Here is a 21,782-nt window from a genome sequence, read left to right on the forward strand (position 1 = left end):
AAACATTATTGCTTACTCTTTAACACTCATCTTTATAAACTCCCCACAATACTGTTTTAGGTAGCCATCCAGTATAATTTTTACAACATACTTGGCAATAATCTTTTTTGCATTTTTTAAGTAAGCAACGGACATAATTACTTATTCTTGCAACAATTTTATTTTGATCGTTAGGTACTCTAGTAAGAGATACTAATTCTGGACTTACCACAATCACCGACCTTTTACCGGATAATACACTCAAATGTACCCAACCTCCTTCTCCTTTAATATCACGAATTTGCCTCCATTGTTCATATTCTGCAATAATTTCTATCGGTTCCCCTTTTTTTATAAATACCCATTCTATAGGGGCTTTTATCGTAGGACCAACTCTAGCATTTACCTCGTTAGCCTTTATCGAGGCAAATCTTGGTATAGGCAACCTCTGATTATCTGCTTTTGTTAGTAAAGGTATAGTGGTCAAGATAAGTACAATCGAAATATATAGCCCCATATATAGTTTTTGTTGTAATAGTATACTCAAATGATTTGAAGAATTGGAACGTAAAACAAGGGGTGAGCGAGCAGAGCGTAGTAAACCTACGTGAGTACGCGAATACCCCGAAGTTTTACGGAGCCAATTCTTCAAATCATTTGAGTATAAATGTAATTTGATCGCCATGAGTAACACACCTAGTATTTCTCTGAATCATTTTCTTCTAATTCATGCAATGCATCATCTTGCTTAGCTGTTACATAATTACCTGACCTAAATTGCCCTTTGATACGATTTATTTCATATTCACTCAAACCAATAAATTTTAGAATAGTTCCACCAAGCTGTAACCCAGTCTCATAATTTTCTGGGATGATTGTGGTTGCTCCAGCATCATAAAATTCTCTAGCATTTTGTAAATTTTTTAATCTTACAATAACCTCAATATCTGGAAAATTACTTGAGATTGTTCGAAGAGATTTTTTGATAGTAACCTTATTATTCATTGTAAGCACTAGAGCTAAAATCCTTTCTGCTCCTACGGCTTTTAACGTATCAATTTGTGATACATCTCCCCTAAAAACTGGAAATCCATTAGCTGTTTCTTCTTTGACAATTTCGTCATTAACATCTAATGCTATATAATTGATCCCTTCAGCTTCTAGCACTGATGCTACCATCTTACCAACGCTACCAAAACCAGCAATTATTATATGGTTTGTTAAATCTCTTGCCCCAAGTTCTATAATTTGTATTGGAGTTTTTCCAAGCTGCTTATCAAGTTTCTCAGCAAGTTTCCTGCCTAAAATTGCCAGTAGTGGAGTTAGTGCCATAGTACATGTCACCACTAATAAAAGCACATTGGCCGTACTCTCTTCAATAACCCCAGTTTCTTTACCAAGACCAAACAAGATAAAAGCAAACTCCCCACCTTGTGACAACAATAAACCGGCGTGCAATGCCACTCCCCGATTAAAACCAAATAAGATACAAAAGGCGGTGATAATTAATGTTTTTACCATGATCAAGGCAACAGTACAAGTTAGGATAGTTGATATTTGAGCATATATTTCTTGTGCGTCGATATTCATACCAACGCTCATAAAAAATAGTCCTAACAATAAGCTTTTGAAAGGATATATACTCTCCTCAGCTTGCAATCGAAATTCTGTTTCTGCAACCAGAACACCTGCAACAAAAGCTCCTAAAGCAAGTGATAGACCAAAATATTGTGTTGCCCAAGCAGCTGACAAAACTACCAATAAAGTCATGGAAATTGGCAGCTCATTTATATCACCATTATCCGATGAAATGAACCCAAATAAAGGTCTTAGCAATACCCTACCTGCAACAAATATAGCAAGTAGAGCAATGATAGCCTTAAGCAAAGCTATCCCTAGAGCTGATACTAAAGAAATTTTACTATCGCTAGCAAATAGCGGTACAATAACTAGCAGTGGTACAACTGCGAGGTCTTGTAATAACAAAATGGCTAGGGATATACGCCCGAGTTGAGTCGCCTGGCTACGGCTTTCTTCAATCACTTGCATGACAAGTGCCGTCGAGGATAAAGCAAGACCACCCCCAATAATAATTGCAGCACCACTATTACCGCTAATTAGAGCAACAGCGGCAGCAATTATTATAGCAGTTGTTAATACTTGCAGTGAGCCAAGACCAAATACATACCTCCTCATTACCTTTAATCTTTCAAAAGATAATTCCAAACCTATAGCAAAAAGCAAAAAAACTACTCCTAATTCTCCTAAGAATTTTGTCTGATCATAGGTTACGATCCTGAATCCATTATCACCAATTACCGCTCCGGCAATTAAATATCCCAAAACAGGACTGAGATTAAGACGTTTCAGTATTGCTACAACAAATACAGCAGTTCCTATTAAAATTATAATATTGATAAGAATATGTTCTTCCATTTACACCTTTTCTTTAGAAATATTTATACATTATTTTTTAACTACACTAAGTAGTTTTTAGTAAAAAATCTAATATTTTTAATTTATTTTTTTTCTCCACATTTCTTCCAACTTAAAATGTTCTCTAGTTTCTGGGTAGAAAATATTAACTAATATATTTCCAGCATCTATTAATACCCATTCAGACTGTGCAAGTCCTTCAATATTAGTATTGACATTAGCTTGATTCTTTAACTCTAAAGATAAATATTCAGCAATTGCTCCAACATTTTTAGTGGAACGTCCGCTTGCAAAAATAATATATTCAGCTAATGTGGTTTTTTGTTTTATATCTATTACCAGTATATCTTCTGCTTTTTTTTCTTCTAAACATTTAACTACAAACTCTTTTAATAGTTCAATATTTTCTATCATAATTATCCTTTTGTTTTTTTCGAATCGAAAATGATGACATTTTTGGCATAATTCCAAGATATGTTATTATATTGCTAGTTTGCTTTTTATCAATGTTTGTCTTGAAATTCATGATAAAATGATTAAAAAATTGAACAAATGAGAATCTCTGCCGAAAATTGCATATGATAAACAAGATAGGATTGGCTGCAAAGGTGGCAATAAATTTTGGTATACTCAAATGATTTGGAGAATTGGAACGTAAAACAAGGGGTGAGCGAGCGGAGCGTAGTAAATCTACGTGAGCACGCGAATACCCCGAAGTTTTGCGGAGCCAATTCTTCAAAGCAGAAGAGTATATAGTGTAGATATTCAATCTGGATTGATTAATAAAGTTGCTGTAACTCCTGCTAACGTTACAGATGCAAAAGGTTTTGCCCATGTTTTACCAACTAGCGGAGCGGTATATGCTGATAAAGGTTATTGTGTTGCAACAGCAAAGGTTGTTGCTGCTGGTAGGGGAATTCATCTATGTGCCATCAAGAAAAATAATATGAAAGAGAAGAATTTTTATCTTTCAACGATCCCATTATACCATACCTATCTCTTCTTTCAACAGTCCAGTAATATCTCCACTCCATATTTCATTAGCATTAGGTACATGCACAGTTCTATTTGCTCCAGAACTAGCCCAGTATTTATCAAGGAAATAATTATAAGTCTTATAGTTTTTTCAGTCCATTATATCTTAACTTATTTTATAACTTGCATTAATTCATCCCATTCTCTTTTGGTCATACCACTAGACTCTAGCGTTACATCTTCTTTATTAATTAGTCTTTTTATGACAGCCAGTCCTTTTTTAGAAATATTATTACCCTCTAGCCTATATTCCTTAAAGGCATCATAAGTAAAAGGTACCCAAGCTTGTACTATTTCTAGCATTTTTTCTGCATATACTCTGATTTCATATTGGGCATGAGAATCGGCTCGGAGTAGCAGAAAATTTAATAAATTATGCAAATTAATTTTCCAATACCATTCTGTATAATAGTTCAAAGTTAAATTCATTCTTGCCAGTTCCCTAGTAATACCTAAGGTATTTTCATCAATAATATTGCCATGTTCATCCTGATTCATCATTTCAGTATAATGCTGATAGCATATTTTAGCATCTTTTTCTAGTAGCACTAATACTTTATCTGCAATTTTTTCTGGAATTTTTTCATCACTTCTTCCTTGCTTATTTATTGTAGATTGAGCAGCAAGATTCTGTTTCTCTGGTAAATAAAATTCATTTCCTAATATAGAATATCTAGCTGAATATTCATTAACACTAGCAGTTCTATGACGTATCCACTGTCTTGCAACAAAAATAGGTAGTTTAATATGAAATTTGATATCACACATTTCAAATGGTGTGGTATGTTTATGACGCATCAGGTAATTAATTAGCCCCTTATCTTGACTTAGTTGTTTTGTCCCTTTACCATATGATACTCGTGCTGCTTGTACTATGCTACTATCATCCCCCATATAATCAATAACTCTAATGAAACCATGATCTAGTACTTTTATCGGTTCAAATAATAATTGTTCGAGAGCTGGTACAGTTGCTCTTTTAGTATTATAAGTAGTATCGTGCATTTTTTATCCTCAATTAATCTGTTTGAAAATTTGTTAATTCCAGCATTAAATATTCGTCCACAGGAATCTTACTTTGATTAAGCATTTTATTGATATTAGAACCAAGGGCTTTAAATAACTTACCTTTAGCAATTACTGTTCTAGTGCCAACTGGTACTTTACCATGTAGAGCATATGATACAATTAATGGGTAATTAATATCGCCAATTTTTATATCTAGCTTTTTCCCTTCTTGTGCCGAATCATAAAGTACCTGCCCATTCGATAATTTAGTAATTTTTGCGTCAATTCCTACTTTATCTCCACATAATAATGGCATCCTATAAGCTATTTCATCATCAAATATCTTTACTTCATTACTATTAACAAAATTATTAGGTAATATTGAATTTAAGACAATATTAACCCTATAAGGTTTATTTTCTTCGTTAGAAGATGTATATTTTGTAGGAAATATAGCTTGTCTGGTTTGTCCAACCATCATCCCTACTACTACAGAATCAATTCCTGGCATAATCACTCTAGAACCAAGAGTAAAGGTTTTAGTATTTTCGCTAAGTAAATTATTGTTAATATCCAATAATTGGTAATGTAATGTAACTACATGACCACAAGTCGCTGGACCGACAGTCCCATTACCAAAGGTGTTAATCTTAAACATTGGCTGAATTAAATCTCTATTAACCTCTATAGTATATTTACCATCAGCAATAGGTTTGTTAGTTGGTTGTAGTAAATTTTCAAAGAATAGTCGACCTTCTTCTGTTTTAAGAGCATTGATCAAAACTTTTGAAACAGTCTTTTCAAGGAAATTACCAGTTAATGGTATATTTGCTTGCTCAGGGGTATTAGTATTGTTATTACTTTCAGCTTCAGTTGTCTGAACCTTAGGGGCATTTTCCTCAGGCGGAGATTGCATTTTCATTTGTACAATAGAGTAAATAATTGCGGCAGCAATTATAAAAGTTAGAGCTTTTTGCATATAATATTTCTTCTTTAAGTATCTTTTAGTTTGGTTTTATAGCTAACCATGCCTAACATTATTCCGTCATTGCGAGCCACCGTAGGTGGCGTGGCAATCCATAAAAGAGTGGATTGCTTCGTTGGCTTTCGCCTCTTCACAATGACGATTTTAGCTTCCAAGGTCATTGCGAGACTACGTAGTAGTCGAAGCAATCCAAATCATCACTTCTCTGGGTCAACTATATTTCAGTTATTGCAGGCAACCTTCCAGATGGTCAAAAGCATTTTTGGTAATAACTCTGCCTCTTGGGGTACGTTGTAATAACCCTATTTGTATTAGATAGGGTTCGATAGTTTCTTCAACAGCATCGCGTTGTTCTGATAGAGCTGCGGCAATTGTTTCTATACCGACCGGACCCCCATCATAATTATCAGCGATAAACTTTAAATATCTATAATCATTACTGTCTAAACCTATTTTGTCAACTTCTAATCGATTCAGCGAGAGATTGGCAATATTCCTATCAATTTCTAGCTGATCATCGACAGAAGCGAAGTCTCTCACCCGTCTAATTAGCCTAAGGGCAATTCTTGGAGTTCCTCTACTACGCTTTGCTATTTCTTCTAACGCCTCATCGGTTACATTAATTGCCAGCAATTTACTAGCTCTACTCAAAACAAGTTTTAATTCAGCCACATTATAAAAATGTAAAAGTAGTGGTATACCAAATCTATCTCTTAAAGGGTTACTCAATAGACCTAGTCTAGTAGTTGCTCCAACTAAAGTAAAATTGGGTAAATTGATTTTTACTGACCTTGCGGCGGGACCTTCTCCAATAACTATGTCCAGAGCAAAATCTTCCATTGCTTGGTACAATACTTCTTCAATATTGGTGCTAAGACGGTGAATTTCATCAATAAATAACACATCATTATCTTGCAAATTGGTAAGTATAGCAGCTAGATCAGCCGCTTTTGATATAGCAGGTCCTGAAGTAGATTTAAAATTTACTCCCATCTCCTTAGAAATAATTTGGGCAAGAGTGGTTTTACCAAGTCCAGGCGGTCCATAAAATAAGGTATGGTCTAAATGTTCTGACCTATTTTTAGCGGCTTGGATGAAAATAGATAAATTCTCTTTGATCTGTTGTTGCCCAACAAATTCTTTTAAATAGCTAGGTCGTAGAGAGAACTCTTGATCGTTTGGCAATATATCAGCTGATAAAACATTTTTAGAAACTGGGTTTTTAGACATTGGAACTACGGGCCTTTAGTGCGAGTTTAATTAGCTCATTAATAGAGAGATCAGGATCCTTTGCAATAATTTCCTGTACCAAATTATGGGCTTCAGTTCTATTAACCCCAAGTGAGGTTAAAACTAATGTAGCATCAGATGATATCTTAGATAAATCACTATCATTCTTATCGATGGGAAGATTGGTAGTAAGGTTAGTTAAGGCTTTATCCTTTAACTCTATGATAATTCGTTCAGCTAATTTTAGTCCAACACCGGAAACGGCTTTAAAAGCTTCTTTATCCCGCCTAGCTATCGCTGATTGGATTTGCTCAGGTGATAAATTTGATAAAATAGCTAAAGCCATCCTTGTCCCAATACCGTTTACTGATTGTAATAAATTAAAAACAAACTTTTCTTCGAGTGATAAAAAGCCATAAAGATTAATATGATCTTCTCTTACATGCGTTTCGATAAATAATTGACAAAACTCATTAACCACTAATTTATTTAGAGTTTTACTACTACAATACACTAAATACCCAACACCATTAACATCAATAATGACATAATCATTAAAACATGCATCTATTGTGCCTTTTAGTTTACCAATCATAATTTTTTAGTATCAGATTTTGTTTTCAGCTTACAATTTTTCGTACATATATACGTTATCACTGGGGCTGTAGTTACTATCAAAGCCAAAATATAATGTAGTAAGGCTGGAGTTTCGGAGCAGTGACATTGCCCATCATCTGGGAATGTTGATATAAGTATAATTTTTGCGATAATCCAAGTGACCAGCCCATATATAAGCAAGTATACTATACATTTAACTTTTTTACAGATATCTTTCATTGTGGCGTCCTCTTCTATTTAATATAATAACAATAATAGAATATTTGAATAAATGATAGAGAAAGTAAACTCTAACCCAGCAATTCTAATTATTCAATAATACACTAAATATTGCACACACTAATACCAATAATGATATAATAAGTAAAATATTTCATTTATTTTACTTTTTAGTTTGCTAATCATAATTTATTTAATATTTAGACTATATAATTAAAAAAGTTATTGTGTTTGTATTATAAAATATGTTATCTAAGATTTTTAGATTATTCAGAGAACAACCTGGATTGATTAATAAAGTTGCTGTAACTCCTGCTAACGTTACAGATGCAAAAGGTTTCGCCCATGTTTTACCAACTAGCAGAGCGGTATATTCAGAATGCCTAATTAACTTAGTAGAAATGGCTTCCGGAGCGGCAGAAGCTTTCAAAGGTTCGACTACTGAGGGAAAACGTAAATTGGTAAATTTAGTATTTGCGAACCTGGAATTGAAAGACGGGAAGCTAGACTTTAAGCTACGTTCACCATTTGATATGTTCGTAAAATGTACTAAAATCGAAGAATGGTGCACTCGATTGGATTCGAACCAACGACCTCTGCCTTCGGAGGGCAACGCTCTATCCAGCTGAGCTACGAATGCTTAATTTGTTGATATACCTCAAATAAAAAATATACTCGAATAGTTTAAAAAATTATGTCATAAAACAAGGAGTGAACGAGAACAGCTTAGTAAACCTAAGTAAGAACACTAATGCCCCAAAGTTTTACGAAAACAATTCTTCAAAGCAGAAGAGCATACATCTATCATCTAACTACATTATACTATAAAAACTTAGGAAGTGCTAACGAATTTTAAACTTTCAAATGTCAGCTAATTTTTAAGAGAATAGCTTGAATTTCTCTAAACTGTTCCAACAAAAACTATATTCTAATGATTTGGGGAATTGGGCTTGAAAATAAGGGGCGAACAAGCACAGAATTACTTTAGTTATCGCAGGTAACCTCCTAGGCTCTTATATCACATTTTCAAGATATAAGAACCTAAAGTACGATTATTATTGAGGTAATAATATTTTTGTGATTTAATCTTTAATTATGTTGATAGGTTGACAGTGGCTTTGAAATTTGAAGACAACATATATATCTAATGAGGGACGTAAGTGCAAATACTTAACGTTTACTCACTAATAAAATTTAATATGCTTAAGAGGATAGTATGTCTAAAAAAGATGGTGATGATGTTAGCTTAGATTCAGCTTATGGTTCAGATGATGAGAGTATGGCTGTACCTAATAAGGTATCACGAGTGGCTGCGGAAAAAATTAAAGATATAGATGCTTTGATAGGTAGGTTAGGTAAGTATAAAGAAACTTTTAATGTGAAGATTTACGCTGACGAGATATTACAGTTTAATGAAGCATCTATGAGTGTAATAGAAAGTTTGGGAGCAGAAAATTTTCGTACAAGTCTATCAGATGACAAAATACAACAATTTGTTGATACTATTGCCTTAAATTCAGAATTATGCTCTAAATTTATAAGTACTGATCAAGAATTAGATAAACTTAAACTTAAAGTTGCAAAGACTGAAGGTGCCTTAAAAGGTTTTGTTTTGCCACTTGAAGAGCGTAGTGCTTTCGCTGGTAAACTAACAAATTTTGGATTAGGTAGAGAGGAATATAAAATTCCTATGGAAGCTACTAAAGAGGCTTTGCTAAAATTGCAAGGACAGAAGCTTAGCAAGGTTGAATATGCAGATAAAGTTGTTGCTAGAACTATGGAAATTCTTAACCAGGATAAACGAAACTTTCCTGCTGAAAAACTACAGCAGTTTGAAAATTTTGTTCGGCAAGGAAATACATCCTTAAAAGTAAAAAATGGTCAATTGATAGATAGGGATGACAAACTCTCTCAACTTGACCAAGAGGAGATTTCAAGTGCAGCTATTAAATCGGTTGATGCTTTTATCAAGGAATTAGAGACTGAGAATGAAAAATCTAAGAACACTTCTCCGGAGAAGGGTAGACAGCTCGTTTCCCAAAAATCTATGCCTCAACAGGATAACTCGCAAAAAGTTGCTTTGGATATTGGTGAGCAAAAAACAAAAGACTGGCAAGCAGCTAAAGAAATGGTAAGTAGTACAATAGATGAATCTATAAAACAATTAAAGTTAAAGATTTCTGATACAACTGCAAAGAAAATTAAGAAGAATTTATCTCAGGTACTAGATAAATTTGATCCACAATTTCTGCAGAAGAATAAAACAGCTATTATAACAAATATTACCCATGAGATAACACAAGGTAAAACGGCTATCTCTGAATTAAGAAAGGAATTTCACATTGCTAGTGATAAAGTTAAAAAAATAGCTCAGAAAATAACTGAAAAATATGCTGAACGAAATAACCAATTTATTGAAGAAAAAATTAATCCTTTGCTTAATGCAAAGAAAGATGAGTTGGCTCTGAGATTATCAACATTTATACAAGAGAACCAGATTTCTCTTGATTATGTAAATAAAGTACTGGGGGTATCTGAAGAGAATAAAATTACTGGTAATGCAAAATCGCTAAGCTTAACTGACAAACAAGTTGAACATGTTACTGTCGAGCAACTCAAGGGATTAATAAGAGTTAACCCAGTAGGATTTAATAGAAATTTGTTTCAAGAAATACCAGATGAAGTTAAATCTATAAATGTAGAGACTGAAAAAGTTCAACAGCACAGTTTTGAGATGGAGCAACGCCAACAGTTGGAAGACGAAGGATATGTTTCTATGGATGAGGATATTCAGCAGCCAGAAAAAAATATTCTATCGCAAAATATAGTACAACAAGAACAGCAAGACTTAACACAACGAGTACAACGACAAGATATAACAGAGCAAGTACCGCAAGAAGTTACAAACATCTCTGCTGATAATATTAATAAGCAATTTAGTGAGCAACAAGAAATATTGTCAAAAGTAGCTGAAGTAGTAGAAGAGGCTGTTGTAGAAAAATCAACTGCTAGTAAAGAACAATTTCCTATAGAAATTAATCCAGAAATGACTAATGTTAATACTGAGTTAGCAGAAACATTATCAAACTTTATAGAAAATAATGCAGTTACAGTTAATGAGATGAGAATTATTTTAGGTACAGAACCATCGCTGCAAGATGGTAAGATACAATTAACTGCAGAACAAGCCGCCAACATTACAGGAGAACAATGGCAATGGTTTAGAGATATAGCACCAACGAATTTTGAAAAAGAATTTAAGCTTGCAAGAGAAGTCCAGGTCAATAATAGTATAGAGGTAGAGAAATCTACAGGACTAGGGGTTTCAGATAATGTTAAAGAGATGGTATTAAGTACGCAGATAATACATAAAGCTATTAAACTAGTTGAAGAAGGAGGAAAACGAAAATTAGACTATTCACAACGAAACAAAATTATTGAGAAATTATCTGATAAATTATCACAACTTGACGTCGACTATTTAAAAACTGAAGAACAAGCTATTGCCAAAACTATTGCAAAAAATATTAAAAAAGATGCGAGTAAGAGCTTATTTAGTAATAACATTACTGTTAGTGATAAAATATTAACTAAATATGCAGATGACATAAAAAGACTTGACGGTGCTAAAAGTGATAAATTTGTTGCTAAGAAGATTAATGAAGGGATTTATAATCATCAGCTGAAAGATTCGCAGATAGCAGAGAAGTTATCGCAGTTTTTAACAACAATCTTTAATCCAGAGTCTGAACTGGTAAAAAAAATAAAATCCAGTGAACCATCTGAACATACAACAGAAAAAATATTAGACATCAGGAAGTTTAATCCAAAACTATTTGATGAAATTATGTTTCCTAAAGAAAGATTGACAGAAATAGCTCAGAGTAAAGTTACAAGTAAAGCACGGTTTGATGAGCTTACTAAAGAGGGGAATAGCTCAAGAGATAGTAAATCTTTTGCTACAGATATATTAGTAGACGTTATTAACAGTATAACACAGAAAGAAGGAAAACTAAGAGTATCATTAAAACCAAAAGAAAAAGATAAAATTTTTTCTATACTACATTCATCGTTATCAAGTTTGGATCCGCAATACTTAAATGTTAATCGCCAGAAAATTACACAATATATAGCTGATAATATCGCATTTAGTGGCAAAAATGAAGGAAAGGATAAAATTTTTACTATTGATAAGAAAACATTAGATAAAATTGCTGTAAAAGTAATGGTAGCTCATGAAAGAAAAAGCAATGAATTTGCGGCAGAGGAGTTAAAGACAGGAAGTATGGAGATTAATGAGAAACTTGTTGCTCATCAAGTCACTAACAGCATTCTTAAAGAGAGAATATCAAAGCTCCTAGCAACTGGTAACATTAACGAAGCTGCAAATAGATTGGGTGTTTTTAATGATAATAAGACTGTAGATATTAAGAATATCACAGATAAACAATTAACTACTCTTAAGAAAATTGATCCCCAAAATTTTGATGAAACAGTATTTCCAAAAAGCGATATTGCTAAGATTACAACAAAAAAACAAGAACAAAAACAAAAATTATTTCCTGAGATTGACCTTAAAGAGATTGATTTCAAAGGTATAACAATTAAGCATACCATAAAGCATATTATTATGGATGCTGATGATAAAAGGGTGCAAAAAATAACAACAGTAAGAAATAAAGCTAAAGCTATAGAAAATCAAAATCAACGCTGAACAATATACTTACCTAGTACTACAGTTGTAGATTGAATTAATAAGAAAAATAGAATAGGATAAGAGGAGAAAAATATTAAATTTTTATTATACTAATACTAAATCACTATCAATAGAGCAGTATATATGATATAAAAAAACTCTAACAAATGAGAGTGTACAACAATAGCAAGAGGATATCAAAAACTAGAAATAAATCCAGAAGAAGTAAGAGTTCTGATGAATAATAGTAATAGCAAAGATGAATTCAGGCGTTACCAAGCTTTATACCTAAGGGTAAGCGATAAAATGTCTGCCCATCTAATAGCTAAAATTACATGTTTCTCAATAAGCCATATACATAGTATCCATAGCTTTGCTCGCAATAAAGGTATTACTAGCCTTGCAAGTGCTAAAAAAGGAGGTAGGAATCAGGGCGATTTAAAAGTCACAACTAAAGATTAAATATTTGTTGGGGTTATAATCTAATATTAGCTTAAGTTTAGAAAGGAAAGTGATAGAATTGTAGTAATAATATTTGCTCTAAGCTTGAAAAGTTTGGATAATATTTTGCCGTTGTAATGATTATATTGCAAGGATTGTAGCCTGAACGTTAATTATTTCTGGCTAATATGTAGAACGATTAAAAATTTTTAAAAAATGGGATGAAAGTAAAGAAAAATCTAGAATATAATAGATGATAATAGTATAAGTACTCAGTTAAAGATTTTTCAACTATAAATAACGGAGCATTATGAGCATATCTTTATCTCTAGAAAAAGTCAAAGATTTTAGAAAAGCACGTGGTAAGAGATATAGTGCAGCGAGTGTTATAAAACTTATAGTAGTAGGTTTATTAAGTAGTAGAAATAATTTAAAATCTATTTCTAGATTTGCTAAAAATTTTAGCCCAAAAAAATTGGTAATGTTAGGTTTTAATAGGAATAAAGCACCTTGCTATAGTAATTTAACACTAATTATCCGTAAAATTTCTCCAGAGAGTTTAAGGGAAGTGATATTAGAACTAATCCAATATATATGCCAAGTGAAGAACATAGGTTATGATGTTATTCATATTGATGGAAAAACCCTGTGTGGTAGCAATAGCCATGGGAAAGAAGAGCAAAGGCAAATTTTGACTGGGTTTAGTAGCCAGCTTAAAGCTATTACTGGCTTTATAGAAACAGCAAATAAAAACGAGTATGGTTCTATGCTAGAGTTTTTATCAAAATACGATATTAAGGGAAAAATTGTGACAGCAGATGCATCATTTTGTCATGAAGATATATGTGAAGAAGTTGTTAAACAAGGAGGAGAATTTGCTTTTACTCTGAAAAGTAATGAACCTAATTTGCATTATTATAGCAGCAAAGTTTTTGATGAAATAGCAGAAAAAGGGCAAGAAGTCAGGAGTTTTGAAGAAAATACCGATTTACAACATGGGAGAATAGAGAGAAGAAAAATTGAGGTAATTGATATGCCATTTGAATATCTGAACGGCTTTCGACACATCAAACAAATATGTAAAATTAGCCGAGAGCGAGATAAGAAAAATAAAACTAATAGCTGTAAACAAGAGAATGTGTTTATGATAACAAGTCTCGGAAGCAAGTTTAATCCAAAGAGCTTGCTAAAGTTCAATAAGAATCATTGGTCATGTGAGAATAATTTGAATTGGGTCAAAGATACAGTTTTTGGGGAAGATAAGTCAACTATAAGTATAGGAAAGGCTCCCTTGGTAATGTCATTACTCCGGGCAATAACTATTTCTGTAATAACTTTATTTTCAAACAAAATTACTGAAACCAGAGAAAATTTTAATAATTATAGATACAAACTATTTAAAGTTATGGCAACTTAAAGTTGCGACTTTTAAATCGCCCTGATGGCTAGGTCATATTTTAACTCTTGACTATAGTGAAGAAACAAAGCAAATTATTGAGGTGAATCACTTTCTTGCATGGTGTGCAGAAAATTCAATTAAGTCAGAATTACCAAAGAATAAACGAGTATGGAGTTTCTAATAACTAACAATCAAATATATAAAGGATAGAATTTCTATGAAAAGAATTTTATTTATGCTAATTCTGCAACTTTTTGTAATGGAAGCACAATCAAGTGTTGAAAGAATTAAGCTACATTCTTTTGATAACTTAACTGAGATAATCAAAATTGAAAAAGATACACTAATTGTATTTGACATTGATGGAGTCATTCTTTGTCCTAAAGACAGCTATTTAAGCCATAATAATCGAGAAGTACGCCATAAATTTCTTGATGATATTGAAAAATCACAAGGTCTAGCACAGAAAAAAAAATATATGGGCTTATTATCTCGCAAATGGAGTATAAGTTAATTGAACCAAGTCTCGTAAAACATTTTTGGTTTTTAAGATTTAATGGTTCCGATATTATTGCCCTAACATCAATGGGACCAAATAATCCATATTTTGCTCAAGAACAAGATCGTGTTGATGTGCTGAAAGATAAAGGATTAATTTTTGATGAAAAATATAAAGGTATGGTAAAAATTGATGAACAAAGTCGACCTCAACCAGAAGCTATCGAAGGCATTATTTTTGCCAGAGGTTATGAAAAAGGATTAGTGCTTAAAGCATATCTTGATCAACAAAAGGCTAATTATAACAAGATAGTGGTAATAGACGATATGTCTAAAAATTTAGATTCTATTCAAAAATACCTTAAAGGTAAGGTTGATAATATAATTCTAATAGAATATAGCTATGATACAGTTGGAGAGCAAAAATCTATAGAAGAGATATCTAGATTGCAGAAAGATTTCCTTAAATCTCAATCTATTTGGTTAAGTGATAAGCAAGCTGCAGTTTTATTACAAATAATAAATAAAGACAAGGCTAAATAATACAAAATAAAAAGGTAAAACATGAATTGTGAAATTGACTTATCTACTAAAAAATGTATTCCATGTCATGGTGGCATTCCAAAACTTAAACTTATAGAAAGTTTAACATACCTCAAAAAATTAAAAGATGGTTGGCAATTACATGAAAATGTCTTTATCTCTAAGCAATTTGATTTTAAAAATTTTTTAGAAGCCATGAATTTTGCTAATAAAATTACAGAGATTGCTGAATCTGAAAGTCATCACCCTGATCTCATAATCTCTTGGGGAAAATGTATAGTTAAAATTTGGACACATAAGATTGATGGATTAAGCGAAAGTGATTTCATTCTTGCAAGTAAAATAGATATTAAATTTTAGATCAAACTTGGTTATTTGGTCACAAGAGAATTAGAAAGTTATGTTAAAATTGTTGAGCTAAGACTCCAATATTTAAATTCATAATGGAGGCTATTAAAAGTAATAAAATAAATTGTTATGTTAAATAACCTAAAAAAAAACAAATTGATATTTGGTACTGGGATATAGAAAATGAAGATACATCAAACTATGATGATCTCTTAAGCAACAAGGAAAGGATAGTTTATTCAAGTTTTATCAATACAAAAGCAAAAAAAACTTTTTATCTTACAAGATATCTAATAAAAATGGTTTTATCCTCTTATTTAGGGCAAACTATTCCTCAAGAACTAGGGCGTGTCATCAATTAAGTAATATTACAGAAGAAGCCAAATAAATTGCTCCCAGAAAATTCTGAGCTAGTTTATCATAACGCGTAGCAATGCCTCGAGATTGTTTAAGTTTTGCAAAGAAATTTTCAATTAAATGACGATACTTATAAAGCTCTACATCATATTCTACAGGAAATTTACGATTCTTCTTGGATGGAATTACAGGAGTGCAATTCTTATCTTTTATCTTATTCCTCATTCTTGCCTCAGCATCATAAGCCTTATCTGCAATTACGGTATCCGCTTTTGTCAAAGTTTCCATTAAAGCATCAGAACCTTGTAAATCATGCGACTGACCAGGGGTTAAATAAAAAGCTGTCGGATTTCCTAAAGCATCAACAGTTGCATGAATTTTAGTTGATAAACCACCTTTACTACGACCTATTGCTTGGTCATCTACTATGACTTTTTTTTAGCTCCGGCACTATGTTGATGTACTCTAACAATCGTTGAATCAATCATACTATATTCATTATCTGCATCTTGTGCAAGTAGTTCAAAAACCTTCTTCCATACATCTTTTTGGCTCCAACGTGTATGTCTTGTATGAATTACTCTAAAATCTCCAAATCTTTCTGGTAAGTCTCTCCACGGTATACCAGCACGATATCTATATAATACAGCTTCTACGAATAATCTATTATCTTTGGCACTTGCTCCTACGTCTCCTTCTTTTCCAGGTAAAATATCCTTTATCCTTTCCCATTGATCATCTCTTAAAGCATATCTGCACATTGGTCACCTTCTTATTTTTTTACCAATATCTAATTTGCCTCATCCTAATATTTATGTCAACTTAATTGATGACACGCCCTAGTTATTTAATAAATATTATTTCTGAGAAATAAATATATTTGAACCACGTCGTTATTCATTATTTTATTCTACAAAAAAGGGGGCTTTTTAGCCCTTTTTTTTGTTGTGTACTTGGTTATTTTACAAAATAAGCTGGCTAATAAGTATAATTTATAGTAAACTTTAAATAAAAAAATAGAAGCATGAGAAATTTATTATTACTAACGATCACCAGCATTTCACTGTTATTTTCTGTTTCTTCTTGGGCTATTGAAAATCAATTTTATTTGAAAGCCGAAGTTGGGACAAGTAAAATGAATAATGTTAAGTTAAATGATAAAAAATTAAAACATAATATGGCTGGTATTGTTGGCGGAGGAGGTGCAGGTTATTACATTCTAGATAATGTTAGAGCTGATCTTATGCTTAATTTTTTTGCTAATCAGCAATCAAAGTATTTTTTTGCCGGTACAGACTCAAAAATTAAATCCCAAATTACTACTTTAGTGCTTAGTGGTTATGTCGATGTTTTTGATATAAGCATTTGTGAATTCTTTATTGGGCTTGGTGCTGGGGTTGGTCAGCTGAAAAACGAAATTATCGGTAATAATAAGCTTGGTGCTTCAACTTCTACTAACAAAAAAAATAATCTAGTTTACCATCTTACTCTTGGAGTTGCTGCCAAATTAGCTCCTGTGGTAAAAGTTGAGATAGCTTATAGTTGGAAAGATTTTGGTAGCACAAAAGAGAATTATATTAAGTCATTGCCTTATAAAGGTCATAATGTAACGCTTGGTATAAGGCTTGATATATAATTTGTTAGGGTTAGAGTAAAAATGCACTATCATCGTGACGTTGCCAAAAGAGTTGTATTAAAAGAATCTACTGCACTAATTGAATTATCTAATAATATTCCTAGTTGCTTTGACAATGTAGTAGATCATATAATTAATTGTAAAGGCAGGATTATTTTAACTGGTATAGGAAAAAGTGGTTATATAGCCCATAAGATAGCAGCAAGTTTTGCTTCTACTGGTACGGCTGCTTTTTATCTGCACCCAGCTGAGGCTAGCCATGGTGATCTTGGGATGGTAACTGAAGGCGACTTAATTTTCATGTTATCTAATTCAGGAGAGACCAAAGAATTATTTGATATAATGAAATATTGTAAGCGATTTTCTATAAAGATAGTTGCCATGACTATGAATGCCAACTCTACTATAGCAATCAATAGCGATTTCTTATTATTAATACCAAGAATTAATGAAGCATCCTATATTGCAGCTCCGACAACTTCCGCAATAATGATGTTATCTCTTGGAGATGCACTTACCACTTCTATACATGAAGCTCGAGGTTTTTCGGAAGATGATTTTCGGCTATATCATCCTGGAGGAAAGATTGGAAGTAATCTTATCAAGGTGGAAAGTTTAATGAGGGTAAAAGATCAGTTGCCTTTAGTATATGCCGATACTTCATTTACTGATACTATATTAGTTATGAATCAAAAAAGCCTTGGATGTGCTATAGTAGTAGATAAAGATTTAAGTTTGGTTGGTATTATAACAGATGGAGATTTGCGTAGACATATTAACGATAAAATAAATATGAAATATGCATGCGATGTAATGACTGCTAATCCACAACAAATTTCTTCCTCGAAATTAGCAGGAGAGGCCTTAGGTTTCATGAATAGCAAATCAATTACTAGCATACCGGTAACTGAAAATAATATAGTTATTGGTATTGTGCATATCCATGACTTACTTCGGGCAGGAATTAGTTAATGAATGTCCATGATAATGTTGGTAGTATTATGGTTAAAATTCCCTTCATCGATAAAAGTAGTAGTTCGATCATTTCATCTTATAGACGTTCAATTAGTATATCAAAAATCTTATCTTGTTTAGGGCTAGTACTAACCTTATACTTAATTTATATCAATTTTAATCCAATTAATAATAATTTAGAATTAATTGAAAACAATAGTGGGGATAGCTCTTTTACCCCAAGTGATAAAACAAATTATGAAATAAAAATTTCAAATTCAACTTTTAAGGGGTTAAGTAAAAACTTAAATCCTTACCAAATTCAGGCTGTACAAGCGGTTAGGACTTTAGATAATAAATATGCATTAGAAGAAATTAACGCTAAATATAAAATAAATGACAATAAACTATTAGTGATCAATGCAAAAAATGGTATATTGAATGAGAATAGTCATATGTTAGAATTAAGAGATGATGTCCAGTTTTTTTTAGGAGAAAGCATATTAAAAGCACAAGAAGCCCAACTTAATTTACTAAATAAAGAAACATTTAGTAGAACAGGTGTGATATTGTCTTATAAAAATTGTCAAATTACTTCTGATAATTTTAATTCCACAAATGACAATAATATTATAAATTTCAAAGGTAGCGTATCAACGATTATTGATGTATCGGATTTTTAGCATGATTTGTTATATGTTGCTTTTCCTAATAATGAACTCAGCAATAGCTTGTGGAGAACCCCCATACTCAAAACATTCTAGTATGGATAAATTGTATATTAATTCTGATAATTTAGTAATTGATCAGATTAAGCAGCAAGCTTTTTTTACGGGTGAGGTGATTTTATGGTTTGATGATATAATGGTGAAAACGACTAATTTAGAAATCTTTTATAAAATAGTTGATAATAAAAAAACTATTAATTACATATCTATACCGTCAAACTTGACTGCTAAGAGGAATGATGGTCAGGAATTATTAATTGCTACCTCTGCCAAATATTTTGTGGAAAGAAAAGAGCTAGTCCTGCTTGGTGACGTAATAGTACAAAATAAGAATGGTATTATAAAAACCGACAAGCTAGTATATTATACGAAACTTAATAATGTAGATTACAGTAAATCCAAGGATTAATTGGAACAAAGAATTATGTCACCTTTAATAATAGATAAATTACAAGTAAATAGTATTTCAAAATCTTATAATAAGAGGGTGATACTAAACGACGTATCTCTTCAATTAAAAACAGGAGAAATAGTTGGTCTTTTTGGTCCAAACGGTGCAGGTAAAACTACCTGTTTTAGTATTATTATAGGGCTTACCAGACCAGATAGTGGGGCATTATTTTATAACGATCATGATATTACTCATTTACCAATTTATTTACGAGCTAGGTTTGGTTTTAGCTATCTTCCTCAAGAGCCATCAATTTTCCGTGGGTTATCTGTTGGGGATAATATTAGATTAATGCTAGAGGCTTTAGAAAATGATCAAGAAATTATCGAACAAAAAACATTAGATTTGCTTAAAGAATTTTCTATTCTCCATCTAAAAGATATGCCGGCAACAGGATTATCCGGCGGAGAAAGACGTAGGCTAGAAATTGCAAGAGCAATAGCATTAGACCCTAAATTTATTATGCTTGACGAACCACTTGCAGGTATTGATCCACTAGCGATCGAGGATCTTAAAAATTTGATCGTACACTTACGTAACCGTAATATCGGCATCTTAATCACTGATCATAATGTTAGAGATACCCTCAATATAGTGGATAGGGCATACGTTATTTACAACGGAAAAGTCCTATTAGAAGGAACCCCACAAGAAATAGCTACAAGCTATCAAGTAAAGGAAGTATATTTAGGACAATCTTTTTCTCTGTAACAGGCTTTGGTGACGATATAACCATTACTTACTATAAGACGTCATTGCAAGGAGGCGTGGGCCGACGAAGCAATCCACTATTCATTGGATGTTATTTTTTATACAACTTTGAAATTAAATCTTGACTTCATATATGAAAAACCTATTTTATCAATCCAGGTGGTTTCTGTTAACTATCTTGTTAAACTAAATATTAATCAATATTATTAAATCGGAAACAATTTTTATGAAATATTTCTCGCCTTCTTATCTTCTTACCACATCTCTTGTTCTACTTTATACTACAACCTCAACTTTAGCTAGGGCAGTTTCTACAGGTTCAACTTTACCTAAGGTAGTCTTTACAGGAAAAAATACGGGTATAGAAAAAGATAATGATAGTACTTCTGAGCTAGATGTATCATCATCCCTACCGTCTATTTATCAATATCATAATGATCCAGCATTGGTAAAAATAATTAAAGAAGCTACTGAAAAACCTACATACGATGACCCTGTAGATAATTCTGATGTAGCTCTTCATAATAGAAGTAAGCGTGCTGCGGATAAGATCGTAGAAGTAAAGACCCTTACTTTGCCAAATGGTAGCTGTGTGATGGTTGGAAAGGGAGAAGTGTACACTCCTAAGCACTGGCTATTTTCTCCAGAGCGAACTAACTTATATGCCAAGTGTTTAGTGGATGAACCCTGCCAAGATCAGAAATTTACTTCAAGCGAAGAAAGGGAGAAAGTTACTTGGGGAGATTCTTTACGAGAGCTAAGCGTATTAAGCTCTACGGAACCGCAAACAGCACAGATAGTTTTTACATATCAGGAACGTTATGAGAGTGGTCAAAGAAACACTTATGTTGAGAAATACAAATGTGGTTTACCATCTTCATCGCATTATGAACATTTTAAGGAATGCAAAAGTTTGAAGTCTAACGGTAAACATGAGGAAGCTCTAGTAGAATGCACTAAGTCTCTTGAAGCACATCCAAATTTTGCACCAGCCAGGAAATTGTTGGATGAGCTGAACACAATACTAGAACCAGTAGTTACTACCATTGAACCATCTTCTTCTACCTCTTTTATTGAGGAAAACTCTACTATTATAACGGAAGAAACAACTACTTCCGTAGACCCTTCTAATGCTGCATTTAAGGACATTGCCGCTCCTACAGCAACGCCACAGGAACAAACTACTATAGGTCAAGAAGGAAAAGTAATGGGTGCAGTATACGGAGCGATTGCAGTTATTGCTACAGTAGCAGCAGCTGCTACTGCTTATACTTGCAAGAAAGTTAAGGATATTCATTATAAACGTTGTAATGGCGTGCAAAAAGCAATAGTTGCATCAGAAGATATCCTGTCTGATACCGGTGAGATTATGTTATCCCTACTACCTGGGACAGACCTCGCACAAAACGTATTTACAATAGTTGAGAGTGCTGTATATATGGCAGAAGATGTAGTTTCAACGATAGGCAATGGAAGTGAAGCAACAGCGTAGCTGTATAAGTTACCAAAA

21 protein-coding genes, 1 tRNA gene and 1 pseudogene are annotated in these 21,782 nt (G+C 32.6%); 13 read left to right on the top strand and 10 right to left on the bottom strand.

The annotated features are described in order from the left end of the window. Positions 1-19: 19 nt before the first annotated feature. From ACFELW_RS02815 to rsfS, 3 genes are all read right to left on the bottom strand, one after another. Positions 20-496 carry an SH3 domain-containing protein gene (locus ACFELW_RS02815; RefSeq protein WP_375330499.1) on the bottom strand — a complete coding sequence of 159 codons (477 nt, stop codon included), beginning with the start codon at positions 494-496 and terminating at the stop codon, positions 20-22. A gap of 179 nt (positions 497-675) precedes the next feature. Continuing rightward, positions 676-2,415: a cation:proton antiporter gene (locus ACFELW_RS02820; protein ID WP_375330369.1), complete on the bottom strand. Its 1,740-nt coding sequence runs from the start codon at positions 2,413-2,415 to the stop codon at positions 676-678. A gap of 78 nt (positions 2,416-2,493) precedes the next feature. Further along, a complete protein-coding gene (gene rsfS / locus ACFELW_RS02825) occupies positions 2,494-2,829 on the bottom strand; it encodes a ribosome silencing factor (protein ID WP_341758898.1) in 336 nt (111 codons plus the stop codon). A 280-nt stretch (positions 2,830-3,109) separates the two neighbouring features. On the opposite strand from rsfS, the pseudogene ACFELW_RS02830 reads away from it, so the two are divergent. Next, a pseudogene (locus ACFELW_RS02830) lies at positions 3,110-3,364 on the top strand (transposase); the annotation flags it as partial. A 197-nt stretch (positions 3,365-3,561) separates the two neighbouring features. On the opposite strand, the gene thyX reads toward ACFELW_RS02830, so the two are convergent. The 6 genes from thyX to ACFELW_RS02860 form a co-directional block, all read right to left on the bottom strand. After that, positions 3,562-4,455 carry an FAD-dependent thymidylate synthase gene (gene thyX / locus ACFELW_RS02835; protein WP_341758899.1) on the bottom strand — a complete coding sequence of 298 codons (894 nt, stop codon included), beginning with the start codon at positions 4,453-4,455 and terminating at the stop codon, positions 3,562-3,564. A 13-nt stretch (positions 4,456-4,468) separates the two neighbouring features. Further along, entirely contained in the window at positions 4,469-5,437 is a 969-nt protein-coding gene (locus ACFELW_RS02840; protein ID WP_375330370.1) for an FKBP-type peptidyl-prolyl cis-trans isomerase, read from the bottom strand. 231 nt (positions 5,438-5,668) lie between these two features. Continuing rightward, positions 5,669-6,673, bottom strand: a complete 1,005-nt coding sequence (gene ruvB / locus ACFELW_RS02845) for a Holliday junction branch migration DNA helicase RuvB (protein WP_375330371.1) — start codon at positions 6,671-6,673, stop codon at positions 5,669-5,671. Beyond that, positions 6,666-7,268: a Holliday junction branch migration protein RuvA gene (ruvA, locus tag ACFELW_RS02850; protein WP_250311340.1), complete on the bottom strand. Its 603-nt coding sequence runs from the start codon at positions 7,266-7,268 to the stop codon at positions 6,666-6,668. The genes ruvB and ruvA overlap by 8 nt, the downstream gene beginning before the upstream one ends. 447 nt (positions 7,269-7,715) lie before the next feature. After that, positions 7,716-7,940 (bottom strand): hypothetical protein, encoded by a 225-nt coding sequence (locus ACFELW_RS02855; protein WP_375330372.1) that lies wholly within the window; start codon positions 7,938-7,940, stop codon positions 7,716-7,718. Positions 7,941-8,073: 133 nt separating this feature from the next. Then, positions 8,074-8,150 (bottom strand) — tRNA-Arg (locus ACFELW_RS02860). 576 nt (positions 8,151-8,726) lie between these two features. Here ACFELW_RS02860 and ACFELW_RS02865 point away from each other — a divergent pair. The 6 genes from ACFELW_RS02865 to ACFELW_RS02890 all read left to right on the top strand — a co-directional run bounded on the left by ACFELW_RS02865 (position 8,727) and on the right by ACFELW_RS02890 (position 15,447). Continuing rightward, the gene (locus tag ACFELW_RS02865; protein WP_375330373.1) at positions 8,727-12,224 is read left to right on the top strand and encodes a hypothetical protein; all 3,498 of its coding nucleotides are present in this window, start codon (positions 8,727-8,729) and stop codon (positions 12,222-12,224) included. A 219-nt stretch (positions 12,225-12,443) separates the two neighbouring features. Then, on the top strand, positions 12,444-12,668 hold the full coding sequence (locus ACFELW_RS02870; RefSeq protein ID WP_375330374.1) for a hypothetical protein: 225 nt from the start codon (positions 12,444-12,446) through the stop codon (positions 12,666-12,668). A gap of 289 nt (positions 12,669-12,957) precedes the next feature. Then, positions 12,958-14,064, top strand: a complete 1,107-nt coding sequence (locus tag ACFELW_RS02875) for an ISAs1 family transposase (RefSeq protein ID WP_375330375.1) — start codon at positions 12,958-12,960, stop codon at positions 14,062-14,064. A 241-nt stretch (positions 14,065-14,305) separates the two neighbouring features. Beyond that, positions 14,306-14,560 (top strand): DUF2608 domain-containing protein, encoded by a 255-nt coding sequence (locus tag ACFELW_RS02880; RefSeq protein ID WP_375330376.1) that lies wholly within the window; start codon positions 14,306-14,308, stop codon positions 14,558-14,560. Continuing rightward, entirely contained in the window at positions 14,545-15,087 is a 543-nt protein-coding gene (locus ACFELW_RS02885; protein ID WP_375330377.1) for a DUF2608 domain-containing protein, read from the top strand. Before ACFELW_RS02880 ends, ACFELW_RS02885 begins: the two co-directional genes overlap by 16 nt. 21 nt (positions 15,088-15,108) lie before the next feature. Beyond that, on the top strand, positions 15,109-15,447 hold the full coding sequence (locus ACFELW_RS02890) for a 4a-hydroxytetrahydrobiopterin dehydratase (protein ID WP_375330378.1): 339 nt from the start codon (positions 15,109-15,111) through the stop codon (positions 15,445-15,447). Positions 15,448-15,789: 342 nt separating this feature from the next. Here the strand turns inward: ACFELW_RS02890 and ACFELW_RS02895 are convergent. After that, positions 15,790-16,553, bottom strand: a protein-coding gene (locus tag ACFELW_RS02895) for an IS5 family transposase (RefSeq protein WP_375330379.1) whose coding sequence is annotated in 2 segments (ribosomal slippage) — positions 15,790-16,218 and positions 16,221-16,553 — 762 coding nt in all. Because the reading frame shifts where the segments join, the coding sequence is not laid out codon by codon here. A gap of 263 nt (positions 16,554-16,816) precedes the next feature. Here ACFELW_RS02895 and ACFELW_RS02900 point away from each other — a divergent pair. The 6 genes from ACFELW_RS02900 (at position 16,817) to ACFELW_RS02925 (ending at position 21,764) form a co-directional block, all read left to right on the top strand. Next, positions 16,817-17,428: an outer membrane protein gene (locus ACFELW_RS02900; RefSeq protein ID WP_375330380.1), complete on the top strand. Its 612-nt coding sequence runs from the start codon at positions 16,817-16,819 to the stop codon at positions 17,426-17,428. Between the two features lie 21 nt (positions 17,429-17,449). Continuing rightward, complete coding sequence (locus ACFELW_RS02905; RefSeq protein WP_375330381.1) at positions 17,450-18,400, top strand: SIS domain-containing protein; 951 nt, start codon at positions 17,450-17,452, stop codon at positions 18,398-18,400. After that, on the top strand, positions 18,400-19,065 hold the full coding sequence (gene lptC, locus ACFELW_RS02910) for an LPS export ABC transporter periplasmic protein LptC (protein WP_341758907.1): 666 nt from the start codon (positions 18,400-18,402) through the stop codon (positions 19,063-19,065). The genes ACFELW_RS02905 and lptC overlap by 1 nt, the downstream gene beginning before the upstream one ends. A 31-nt stretch (positions 19,066-19,096) precedes the next feature. Continuing rightward, positions 19,097-19,519, top strand: a complete 423-nt coding sequence (locus tag ACFELW_RS02915; RefSeq protein ID WP_375330382.1) for an LptA/OstA family protein — start codon at positions 19,097-19,099, stop codon at positions 19,517-19,519. 30 nt (positions 19,520-19,549) lie between these two features. Next, positions 19,550-20,272, top strand: a complete 723-nt coding sequence (lptB, locus tag ACFELW_RS02920; protein ID WP_341759863.1) for an LPS export ABC transporter ATP-binding protein — start codon at positions 19,550-19,552, stop codon at positions 20,270-20,272. A 226-nt stretch (positions 20,273-20,498) separates the two neighbouring features. Then, on the top strand, positions 20,499-21,764 hold the full coding sequence (locus ACFELW_RS02925; RefSeq protein WP_375330383.1) for a hypothetical protein: 1,266 nt from the start codon (positions 20,499-20,501) through the stop codon (positions 21,762-21,764). Positions 21,765-21,782 lie beyond the last annotated feature (18 nt).

The organism is Candidatus Tisiphia endosymbiont of Nemotelus uliginosus (assembly GCF_964264755.1).
Taxonomy (GTDB): domain Bacteria; phylum Pseudomonadota; class Alphaproteobacteria; order Rickettsiales; family Rickettsiaceae; genus Tisiphia.